An 11134-nucleotide genomic window follows, 5' to 3' on the forward strand; every position below is an offset into this window, starting at 1 on the left:
ATTTTCTCCGCTGATATCATAGTGGCATTATTTCCGGTTAGCCCAGATTGTCTGGCGCGGTAAGGAAGAATAGGTACCCCCGTGAGCACGAGTGAGGCTAGGACAGTTGCATGAACCAGGCAGTCAAGGATGGATATTTGCTAAATGTTGAACCGCTGACGCGGGAATGTACGAAATCTTGCCATCACGATATCGCCTCTGCAGCGAAGAATTGGTAGTTCGCAGGCATTGTTAGTTTCCTCTTCGATTTTGCTGACTATCATTGATGCCAACGAGGTTTTCGCAAAAAAAGTATGGTATTCGAGGCTAGCGTCGAGCGCTGGCGCAGCGGCTCATATGGAGTAGTCATGGAGTTGGATAGGAAGGATCGGGGTCCACAGGATTCTAATCAAAAGGAAATTCCAGTCGGCGCTTTGGTGAGTCTTCCAAATTTGCCCGAAAAAGGAACCTGTCGCTTGGTGAGGGCAGATAGGGGGCAGATCAGGCTTTTCTCTTATACCGAGCGAACCGAATTTCTCATTTCATCTCGGGCTCAGCTATTATTCAGGTTCGCCGTCAGTTCGGGTGCAAAGGTACGGTATCCCGATCCCGACCATCCTAGAAAGGTATCCTTCGGTATCGTTGTCGAGCGACATGAACCTAATGATGATGGCCTCTTCTCTTATCTAATTCGACAGGCAGATGGTGTTCAACTGGTTTTGGTTGAAGGCCAGTTTGTTCCTATTGGAGGCAAGGGCGATCCCCTGACCTCTATTCGCTCATTCAATTGGTATCAGCCCAAAGAATATTTTGCGAGATGGGCATTTCAAGATATTTTTTCTCTTTGGTGTGAGGGGGCCAGCGGTTTGCCTGCGATGCTGGGGGCTCGAGTCCGACCTCTTGGACATCAACTCTATACTGCGCGCCGTGTCTTGTGGGATCGTTTGCCTCGTTTCATACTTGCCGACGAGGTTGGGCTTGGCAAAACCATTGAAGCCGGCTTGGTTCTTCAATCCCTGCTTACACAAAATCCTGAATTACGCATCCTCATCATTGCTCCGGGGTCCATGTCACGCCAATGGCTTAATGAACTCTATCTGAGATTTGGTGCGAGGGCGTTTGTCCATATAGACGCAAACCGACTTCTATCCTCCACCGGGACTGAACTAACAACCCTCGCAGAGCAACGGAGGCTAATTGTATCGAGTACGGCGCTCACGACTGATCCTGTCTTTGCCAGGACTTTGGGCGCCAAAGAGTGGGATATTGTCGTAATAGACGAAGCTCACCAGTTTCCTCCGGGAACACCTATTTACAGCCTGTTGGAAGTACTAGCGCTCAACGCTTGGGGAGTATTGCTACTTTCAGCAACGCCTTCCAAACGCGACGTTGCAAGTCTGGTAGGGCTACTGGCGCTGGTCGCTCCGGACGTCTATAAAACGGACGATGGCGAACTACTTGAGCAGCGACAGGTTCAGCAGCAGTGCATCTGGGACCGCTTGAACTTTACGGCAAATATTCTGGAGTCCGCCAGGGCCGAGGGCAGGCAACTAGACCAAGACTCGTTGGAGTTCCTCGCTGAGGAATGGGTGGAAGTTCTGCCCGATGATCCAAACGCCTCTGGGATGATAGACCGGTTGCGCGCGGGCAACGCCGACGCTGCCATGGAGCTGGTGGCCTACGTCCAGGAGTTCTACCGACTGGATCACCGAGTAATTCGCAACCGAAGAAAAACCTTGCGGCAATTGGGCCTTAATTGGGCGCCTCGCCAGCACATCCAACTTGAATACGCCCCATCTCGCGATGAGGCGATCTTCCTTGGGCACATGGAGGCGTTGCCGGTTGGCGATGGCTTGGCTTCGGTCGCGCTGCGATCTTTGTATTGGCGCTTCGCTACAAGTACGGCTGAGAACGCACTAGCGTTTCTACGCAAGCGCCAGGAGGCACTGACTACGTTAGGAGTCGATAGAGTCAACCATAGAAACGAGTGCAGCCTAGACTGGCTTCTATCTGATCCTGGTCCAAACGAGGAGCAGTTGATCATTGATCGGATCCTGGCATCTACTCCGCCGTTTGAAGCTGAGAGGGCGTGGTTGAACATCGCAGTCCCGTTGGCTGAAGCTTGGTTGGAAACAGGGCTTTGTGAACGAATTCAATCTGCGGTCCGTTGGATTGAGACTCACTTGGCCGAAGAGGCCTCGCATCAAGTCCTGGTTTTTACTCAGGATGCCCAGGCTGTGAAGGAGGTGGTGGGCATTCTTCGGGCACGCTTAAGTTCAAGCGAAATTCAGGAATTTCACTCGGAAATGCCCGAGGCAGATTTGGCTGAGGTGGCCTTCGTCTTCCAGCATAATCCGAAATGCAGGCTCCTCGTTAGCGATGAGTTGGGGGGCGAAGGACGTAACTTTCAAAATGCTAGTGCCGTTGTTCATTTGGATCTGCCTCTTTCCACTGCCCGGATTGAACAGCGGGTTGGGCGCCTTGACCGGATCGGTCGAGCGGCGGATCGCCCAGTGATTTCCATCACCCTAACCGGCCCGCTCGCGGCAGAGCAGGCTCTGCTTGCAGTCCACGCTGAGGTGTTCAAAGTGTTTGAACGCTCAGTGGGCGGTCTTGAATTTATCTTGCCCCGCTTGCAGAGAGATATGGCCATCGCTTACGGCGAAGGTGCGCAGGTACTTAGAGGTTTGTTGCCCCAGTTGTCTGCTCGGGTTGATGAAGCGCTGGCAGCCACCGACGAGGCTTTTGAGCTCTCTTGGGACGCTACTAAGCCTCAACTCGATCTTGCGACGGTGCAAGCGCAGCATTTGGATGAGGCCTGTGATTCACAACTGGCTGAGGAGGTTGTGACCCGCTGGGCACGCCGGCTTGGTCTACGTACGCGTCGAATTGAAAGCGGTGCTGTCGAGTTTAAATGGGAAAAGGATGACCTCCGGGTAGATCTGCCAGGGCTAACCAGTGGCCATGGAGGTTTTCTCCAAGGCACCTTTAATCGGTCACAGGCACTAGCACATGAAAACCTTCAATATTTTGGGCCCGGTCATCAACTGATCGACAGCATGCTTGCTTCACTTAGCAGTGATGACCTCGGCCGGGTTACGGCTTTTGCCATCCCATTCGAACCCAAGTTCAAAGGAACTTGGCTGCTGCATGTGCTGGTGAAAACGCGAGTCAACGAGGCACTGTGGGCCGAGGACGGCATGACCGCAGGGTTGGCGCTGCGGGCAGAATCAGTCTATTGGCCGGAAGTGATACCCGAATTGGTCGCGTTGTTACCGGGGCGGGACCCGGGTGCGGCTGTTGTAACAAACTCCTCAGTTCGAAAGCTCTTAACTGCCCCATCTGAACCACCCCGAACCATTCCGATTAAGCGCGAGCAACTCTCGGAGTTGCCGAATTTAGGGGACCTTTTCTCTGCGCTCTCGCAGGGCGCTGAGCTAGCACGCTCCGTCATTGCCCAGCGTCAGCGTGATGTGGCTGCGGTCCGAGTAGAGCAATTGAAGGGATATCTGCGATCTGAACTCGGCTGGCTTAAATGGCAAGCCGAGCAAGGATCCGCAGAGACCGCTAGCAAAGCACGAATCGACCTCGAAGCACGTCAGGCGCTGCTGGAAAGTGTGAGGCAGCCTATTACCGAAATAGAAGGCTTGGCGTTGATATGTCTGATTTAGATGTAGTGTTCAAAGCCACAGCACAGAGTATGGAGACGGCAATTGCTGTTTGTAAAACTACGCTTGCCGAGGCGGTTTCTGAGAGCGAGTGCTGGCGCTTGCGAAGCTTACTGCGTTGCTTCAAAGCTCTTGAAGCGGCTGACGCCAGTGCTGACCGTGGTGCGCTGTGGCAGGAGGCTGTGCGGCTGGTGGGGGGGCGGTTGCCAATAAGTCGTGAAGCGCTGCACCCAGGAGATCAGGAGTTGCTGAGCAGATTCGGGTTGCGTCTTGGCGGTATCGAGAGTCAGCCAGTGTTGCTGCTCGATGCGAAGGAAGATCATGATCCGCTTCATGTATGTATCGATGAGGCCTTGCAGCTAGATGTATCACTGCGACAGCCTTATCAGACCGCTGTGGCCGATGCTCTTCTTCTGCGATTTTCAAGCTACCTACACTACCGAACTCCAACCCAAAAGGCAGCGATACAAGCCCTAGCTTGTATGCCCAGCGGGGCTAGTTTGCTGGTGACGATGCCAACAGGCGCAGGAAAGAGTTTGCTGTTTGAGTTGGCCCCCGCATGGTGGCAAACCACTCTGATGGGGCTGGAACGGGCGTGTGCGGTTGTGATTGTTCCAACGGTTGCACTGGCGTTAGCCCATGCAAGCCATTTTGCCACCCATCCCGGGCTTAAAGGGAGCGCTGCGTTAGTGTCGGAGCTATCGGGTGAAAAAAGGGGAGCTCTGCTTGATGCTTTCCGGCGTGGCGAAGTACCGCTTTTGTTTTTATCGCCTGAGATGGCTTTAAGTACAAGTGTGAGACAGGTGCTGATAGAGGCATCGCGCCATTCGACCGACAAGCCCCTTGGTCTAAATGCTCGCTTGATGGGTGTGTTTATCGATGAGGCCCATATTATCGAGAGTTGGGGGCGAAGTTTTCGGCCTGACTTTCAGCGCTTACCCGGATTAGTTCATATGCTCCGGAAGACTAGTCCTGAGATTAGAACGATTCTGCTTTCTGCCACCATTGGCGATGCAGCGAGAAACGAGATCATTCGTGCCTATGAAGTTTCTGGACGTTTCCTCGCTATTGACGCCCGCGTGCCACGTTATGAACTCGATCTTGTCACCTACCGTTGTCCAAATGCGCAGGAGCGGATGAGACGGGTAATCGAGTTGGTGGATCGCCTCCCGCGTCCGGCCCTAGTTTACACGACCTTGGTGACCGATGCACTCGAACTTGGAGATACGTTAGCAAAAAGGGGTTACAAACGCCTGGCGGTATATACCGGTGAAATGGGCAGCGAGGGAGAGCGTAAGCGGGTTGTTGACGATTGGTTGGCCGACCGACTCGATCTGGTGGTGGCGACGTCGGCCTTTGGTATGGGCATAGATAAGCGCGATGTCCGAGCGGTGGTTCATGCTTGCGTGCCTGAAAGCCCGGCACGTTACTATCAGGAGATTGGTCGCGCTTCCCGCGACGGACATCAGGGACTAGCCGTTATCCTGTGGGTTGGTAGCGCCGGCAGTGATGATGACTGGAGATTGGCGCTGCGGCAGGCTGTCTCCGGTTGGTTGACACCTGAGCTATTGGCATCACGGTGGCAAACATTACTAGCTAATGCACAGACTTCCAGTCCAGACGAAAAAACTGGGGAGCCAAGGTTTGCCATGGTCCTGGACGCCGGCCGGAATAAATCGGGCGACATTAAGGGGGATTACCACCGGCTTTGGAACATGAGTTTGCTCAACCTGCTGCAGCGTGGCGGGCTATTGCAAGTGGATGTGGTGGAAGATAGCGCTGAGATGCCTGTATGGCGGATTACCCTCCTAGCCAATTGGCTTTTGGAGTCGCCATTAGCCACGGACCTGCGCTGGGTGCCAGTGATAGCGCTTCGCGACGCGGAGCAGCAAGCATCTCGTGAAGACCTTGAACACTTTCGTTGCTTAATAGATGGAAGCGAACCAAATTGCATACTTACTGGAACGTTTGATTTAGTTGAGGCGGGCTCGAATATCGTCGATCCCTGCGGACGGTGCGAATTTTGCCGGCGCAACGAGTTTACCCCCCCGCAGGAAGTCACGTTCCATGGCTTGAAGGCTCGTTGGTCGGAGCCGTGCTTTTTCAAACCTCATGCTTTCGTCGCAGGCGTAAGCGTTGTGCATCCTCTGGATGAGCATTTCGGAGAGGGGTTGAGGGATCTCGTAATCCGCCTGGCTGCAGCAGGCATTGAGCAGTTTGTTGCGCCGTCCGGGGTTGCGGAGCGGCTTTCATTATTGCTGAAGGACTCACCTTGCCAATTTGGTTTCGTGCATGATTTTGAGACGCTTGAACGTGCGGATGCCGCGATTGCTAATTTGCCTACTGCAGTACTTGTTTCTGTTGACTACAAAAATCCCCGCCAGCTTTTGCAGCGACTTGAGTCATTGGAAGACGCGGCGCGCGAACAGTGTTTTGTCCTGGTCGTATCATCTGATCTGCAAGTTGAGGGGCGACCAATGGCGCAGGTTGCCTCTGTTGTCGCACCGATTCGGGAGCGAGCGCTTGAGTCAATGGCGAGGAGACTAGTCTTGTGAGGTTATTTTTATGAGTTTGTTGTCAGACATTCAGGGTTCCGCCGAGCGCATTTGGTCTCTTCTTCGTTTGCTTGACGCTAACGGTGGATGGATGAAGCGCGATGAAGTGCCGCAGTGGATGAATCCGCAATTTACGGCTGAATCCTCTGTCGCACCGGGTCCGGACGCTACCGCTTTAAGCCAGACAATCGGCGCGGCTGCTAGTGTAGGGTTGATTGCTGCCACCGATGGTGGCTACCGCTTACTCTTAGAGAACGTACCTCTTCGTTTCGACGGCTTTGCAGATGCGGTACATCAAACACTCTGCCAGTTGCCTTCTGGCCATGCCGACTACGTGGTGCTCGAGGCATATGCCGCCATCGTCATTCTTACTGAAAAATACGGTGGGACCCATTGGATTCGTGAGCGAAACAACACTGAATTGGCCGATACGGTCCTTGCCCAGGCGCTGCGAGCAGACTCGGAGGAGGAGCGCCGGTTTAATAGTACAAAGCTGACGCCTTGGGTTCGGTGGGTAACTTTTATGGGGCTCGCTATGCCACAACAGGCACGTGGGGCGCTATACCCAACAATTACTGAGCGTCTAGAAAGAGAGCTTTCTGTATTGGTCGACACGCTTTCACCGGTTACCGAACATGTTTTCGCAGACTTTCTCGTCAGCCTCGGACAACGAATGCCCTACATCGACGGGGGAACGTTGTTCATCGACCTTGCCCAGCGGGAGGGGTTGCGCCCCATGGGCCGGAGGCTTTCCCGAGTGTTGAGTAATGCGCTAAGGGATCTGCATGACGATGGCCGCATTGAGTTAATTGCTGTTGGGGATACGGCCGGTATGTATGAGCTAGTGGGTGAAGCCCACCCAGTTCGGGCCGTTACTAGCATCAGATTTACACTGGGAGCCGATAATCATGCCTGAGCTTCCTTACAAAGCATGTTGGAGTGCACAGGCTGCGCGTGAAATTCTCCAGACGGAAGCTTTAGCTAACCGCGAAGGTGCTTTTTTAGCGGTACACCAGTCCATTACTAATCTTGCGATCGGTGGCGCGCGCGCCAGTGATGTAGACGAAGGGACTGATGAAGGCGTTCTGCAGGCACTAGCGCGTCCAGAAAATCGTCACGTCTTCTGTGTAGTGGAGGGCGAACCGGGTTCTGGCAAGTCGCATCTGATTCGTTGGATGAAGGTCAAGTGGCCAAAGAAGGACATGGTGCTGCTTATCCAGCGCGCCGACGGTAGCTTGCCGGGGGCCTTACGAGAGTTAAAAAATGCACTTGGGGGCGAGTATGGCAACCTCTTTGATCAATTAGGGCAGCGGCTAGAAGCTAGCTTTGAGGGGCGCGTTCATGTATTTCAGCGCACACTTGCCGCTAGCATGGCTGAAGCACATTTTGAACAACCGCTAGATGATGCTAAGGAATGCGGAAAACATGATCTGGCACGATTGCTGGATTCGGCTGTCGTGCAAGAGCGCTGGAAAGGACCCGAACGCGTACTTAAAATCATGGCTGGTATGGGGGGGCAACGGGACCAGGCAGTAGCGCGATTTAACTTGTACGACATCGCCGAATTAGGTCAGCTTGAGCCTGCGGTTCGGGACTGTCCGCCAAGGGCACTAATGTTTCTCAGAAAGCTACGCCACGAAAGTCGAGCGATATTGGCGCAACTTGAAGCTAATGACACTCCGGACCAGGTGCTGGCTGATCTGAAGAATGATGTTCCTTATTCCTGCCTACTCATGGAGGCGCTGAACCGGCGTCGCGACTATGGTGTGCAGAATGTATTGGGCATCTCTATGGACGGGCTCAAGGAGATCTTTCTAACGCTGCGTCGTCGACTGAAGAGCGAAGAGCGACGCCTAGTACTGCTACTGGAAGACATCACTGCTTGGGAGGGTCTTGACAGCCAATTGATCGACGTCCTCGTGACCGACAGCACCACAAGACAGAGTGATGATCTGTGCGATTTAATCTCTGTAGTGGGCTTGACACCGAATTATATGAATTCCCTGCGAGGCAACTATCTTGGCAGGATCACCCACCGTGTGACACTCGGTCGGGAGGGCGATAGAGGGCAGTTTCTTGAGACCAGCCAATTGCTAACGTCCGAGAGTCGGGAGCACTTCGCCGCGAACTATCTGCGGGCTATACGGGTGGGCCTCACTGCTCTGGATGAGTGGCGGAATAATGGCGCGAGGCAAGACCAAATCCCCAATCGATGCGATCAGTGCCTAGTTAGGCTTGGTTGTCATCAAGCCTTTGGGGCAAGTGAGGGGGTCGGGCTTTATCCGTTAACTTCGCAAGCTCTTACGACGATGTATGAGGCTCTATCGGATCCGTCGGGTCGCATGACGCTCAAGACTCCGCGTGGGATGATCCAAGGCGTTCTGGGCCCCGTCCTGCTCACGCCTTCCACCCTCGATGATCGAATATTTCCTCCATCTGAGGTGGAAAGTAGCGATTGGCTCCCCCAGGAAGCTACGCGAGTCACTGCAAGGCTTGAGGACCAACTATCGTATGCGGCTAGCAATGAACCGGAAATCGCAGAGCGCTTACGGCGGCTTGTCACGCTCTGGGGGACGTCAGGTGCGCAAGGTACAACTCTGTGGAATGAGGGCTTAGCGTTTGCAGCAATCCCAGCGCCCATCTTTGAAAGTTTTGGACTTCCTTGGCCAGGGGAAGCGACTGCCATGCCGGCAGCGAGCGGGACGATTTCTGTCAGGACCCAGGTGGCTAGTGAAGTTGGAAGGACCGATACAACAGAAGAGTTGGGGCAGTCCTTTGATCCCCCCGCCTTGCGCCGAACCCCCTCATCGAGCACTCCCCGGACGGCTCAACCTGCTACCCATCGTTCACAAGGGGCAAAGACTGCTTCCATTCGGAACAAATGGCAGGAGATGGTACAAGAGCTCACAGAGTGGCGCTCTGGCGGGCGATTGGGAAGTCTGAATGATTGGGAAGGTTTGCTCAACAGCTTGGTCAGAGGACTGCCTCGCCATCGTTTCGACGTCTCCGATTGGCTGTTTGATCGCGTGTTCACTGAGAACAATATTAAGTTCGAGGGCGAGCGCAAAAGTGACGTTCGTAACTTTGTGGTACCCAAAGAAAAATGGCTCATTCTGGGGCTTGAGGCGCATGTCACCTTATTGTCGGGCTCCGAGTTGCAAGCCGATGTGGAGGAGGCCTATCGCCGCCTTCATTCTCGGATGCTTCGGCGGGTGGCCGAACTTGCTCAAGCACATCTAGAGCGTCGCTTACTGGCTTTAGATGGTGGGGAGCCTTGGCAGGTGGCTGGCAGTATCGCCCAAGTACTCCTGGCGAGGGCGTGGCTCCGTGGCGACGTCAAGCCAGATCAACCGCTAGCTGAACAATTTGTTCGCTTGCTTAGCGATGAAGGCCGTCCGACTACCAACCCGACGGATCGCGTTAATTCCTGGAACGAGGTTCTTACCAAAACCGATAAAAATCACAAGCTTCTGCGCGAGAATCTGCGGTCTTCGCTCTCGTTGCGTCAGGGAGAAGGGAGGGGTTATGGCGTGGCTGATGCTGGTGCGGTGGTTCGTGCTCTTCTGCAGATGCAGGAGAGCTTGCGGCTTTCCCCCACGCCTCGGGAAGTGGGCCCAGGGCTAGATGCAATGGCACAAATTATTGATTTGGTTAAGGAGATTGATGGGCGTCTAAAGGATCTCCCTCGGTACGAAGGCGAACGGCTAAAGAACCGTGGTCAGGCGCTGTTCGCAATGATGCGCGGTCGCAGTCTGAGCGATCACGTCGAAAGGATCGACTATGCACTTGTGGAAGTTAGTAAGCAGTTGCCACAGGCTGCGCCCGATGCAATCAAGGACTGGAAGGGGGCCTACACTAAGGCCAAGAGCGATAACTTTTTCGATGATAATGAAAGCTCTCCAGCTGGACGAGTAGAAGCCTTTCTGCTGGATTCTCTTGAGGATAATTGCAGCGAACCGGAACTAGGGTTAGCTGACAAACTTGCGAAATGCATTGAAGCACCAGCAGGCGACATGCGGCAGGCTCGAGATCTGCTAACACTTGGAGAGAACGCAATTAAGCGGAGTTATGACTACGCCCTTGAGTTTATTGGCACTTCTGGAACTAGCAGCGGAGATTCTACGCGGGTACGCCAATTTGGTCTGCAGGTGCAGGACTCTGCTGCAGGGATGCTTACGGACTTGGAGAAAATGTCATGAATGTAGTGCTCGAAAACGCAACAGATGTCGAACTCGCACCTTTGGAGGAGTTGGAGGTGTTGCTGAAGGATATTCCGGCGGCAAAGGAACGAACCTTTTTTGGAAATGCATTAGTTAAGGCATATGAGCAAGTAGTACAAAGCGAGTCTCTAGTTGAGTTACTTCGAGAAGTTGAGGTCTACTTCGCCATGTGCACGAAGTATCTAGATCTCCCTGAGGAAGTGCGGACGGAGTTAAAGTGCATTCAGCAACTTGGTAGTCGGTTGGCAGGCGTCGATAGTCGTGAAGATTATCTTGACGTTCGCCACCACGTATCGAACCTTGAGCGAGAGATCGGTGCTCTCAAAAGAGCAGTGAACCAAGCGTTTGAAAGGCTGATCCAGCGCGAGTTCGCCAGTATAGGGGCGCTTGGCGCTGTCCTCAGCAAGGTAGATGAGACGAGAGAGTTGGGAAAACGCATGGAGATGTTAGGACGCCAAGCAAAAGAGGTAAACAAACGTTCGACAACTCAGGTTGTCGTCGAGGTCGAACGGTTACGGTCTGAGCGCCAAGTTATGCGGGATGAACTCGATAGTTTTGGTGCCGATGAAGCCGTGTTAGCGTTCTTGCAAGACATCAGCCAGGGCGCGCTACCCTTGTCACGTATTAACGGTAGCGTTTTGCCCTGGCTTGAACAACATCACGCGGTCGGATTGCTAACTATTTCCCTAAGCGCGTAGGCGGCAATGCCTCG

5 protein-coding genes are annotated in these 11134 nt (G+C 53.9%); all 5 read left to right on the plus strand.

The window, feature by feature from the left end:
- Positions 1-347 precede the first annotated feature (347 nt).
- Genes BSF40_RS12455 through BSF40_RS12475 form a run of 5 tightly spaced genes read left to right on the plus strand, consistent with a single transcriptional unit; the run spans position 348 to position 11120 of the window.
- The gene (locus BSF40_RS12455) at positions 348-3650 is read left to right on the plus strand and encodes an SNF2-related protein (RefSeq protein ID WP_172435697.1); all 3303 of its coding nucleotides are present in this window, start codon (positions 348-350) and stop codon (positions 3648-3650) included.
- A complete protein-coding gene (locus tag BSF40_RS12460) occupies positions 3638-6202 on the plus strand; it encodes a DEAD/DEAH box helicase (RefSeq protein ID WP_095965342.1) in 2565 nt (854 codons plus the stop codon). The genes BSF40_RS12455 and BSF40_RS12460 overlap by 13 nt, the downstream gene beginning before the upstream one ends.
- A 10-nt stretch (positions 6203-6212) precedes the next feature.
- Positions 6213-7118: a hypothetical protein gene (locus tag BSF40_RS12465; RefSeq protein ID WP_095965343.1), complete on the plus strand. Its 906-nt coding sequence runs from the start codon at positions 6213-6215 to the stop codon at positions 7116-7118.
- Positions 7111-10401 carry a hypothetical protein gene (locus BSF40_RS12470; protein ID WP_095965344.1) on the plus strand — a complete coding sequence of 1097 codons (3291 nt, stop codon included), beginning with the start codon at positions 7111-7113 and terminating at the stop codon, positions 10399-10401. The genes BSF40_RS12465 and BSF40_RS12470 overlap by 8 nt, the downstream gene beginning before the upstream one ends.
- The gene (locus tag BSF40_RS12475) at positions 10398-11120 is read left to right on the plus strand and encodes a hypothetical protein (RefSeq protein WP_095965345.1); all 723 of its coding nucleotides are present in this window, start codon (positions 10398-10400) and stop codon (positions 11118-11120) included. The genes BSF40_RS12470 and BSF40_RS12475 overlap by 4 nt, the downstream gene beginning before the upstream one ends.
- Positions 11121-11134 lie beyond the last annotated feature (14 nt).

The sequence above is a fragment of the Pseudomonas sp. ACN5 genome, from assembly GCF_002303975.1.
GTDB lineage: Bacteria > Pseudomonadota > Gammaproteobacteria > Pseudomonadales > Pseudomonadaceae > Aquipseudomonas > Aquipseudomonas laurylsulfatiphila.

Bases quoted from the DNA above. Each gene is read 5' to 3' on its own strand.
- BSF40_RS12455 (WP_172435697.1), top strand. From the start codon at position 348: ATGGAGTTGGATAGGAAGGATCGGGGTCCACAGGATTCTAATCAAAAG.
- BSF40_RS12460 (WP_095965342.1), top strand. From the start codon at position 3,638: ATGTCTGATTTAGATGTAGTGTTCAAAGCCACAGCACAGAGTATGGAG.
- BSF40_RS12465 (WP_095965343.1), top strand. From the start codon at position 6,213: ATGAGTTTGTTGTCAGACATTCAGGGTTCCGCCGAGCGCATTTGGTCT.
- BSF40_RS12470 (WP_095965344.1), top strand. From the start codon at position 7,111: ATGCCTGAGCTTCCTTACAAAGCATGTTGGAGTGCACAGGCTGCGCGT.
- BSF40_RS12475 (WP_095965345.1), top strand. From the start codon at position 10,398: ATGAATGTAGTGCTCGAAAACGCAACAGATGTCGAACTCGCACCTTTG.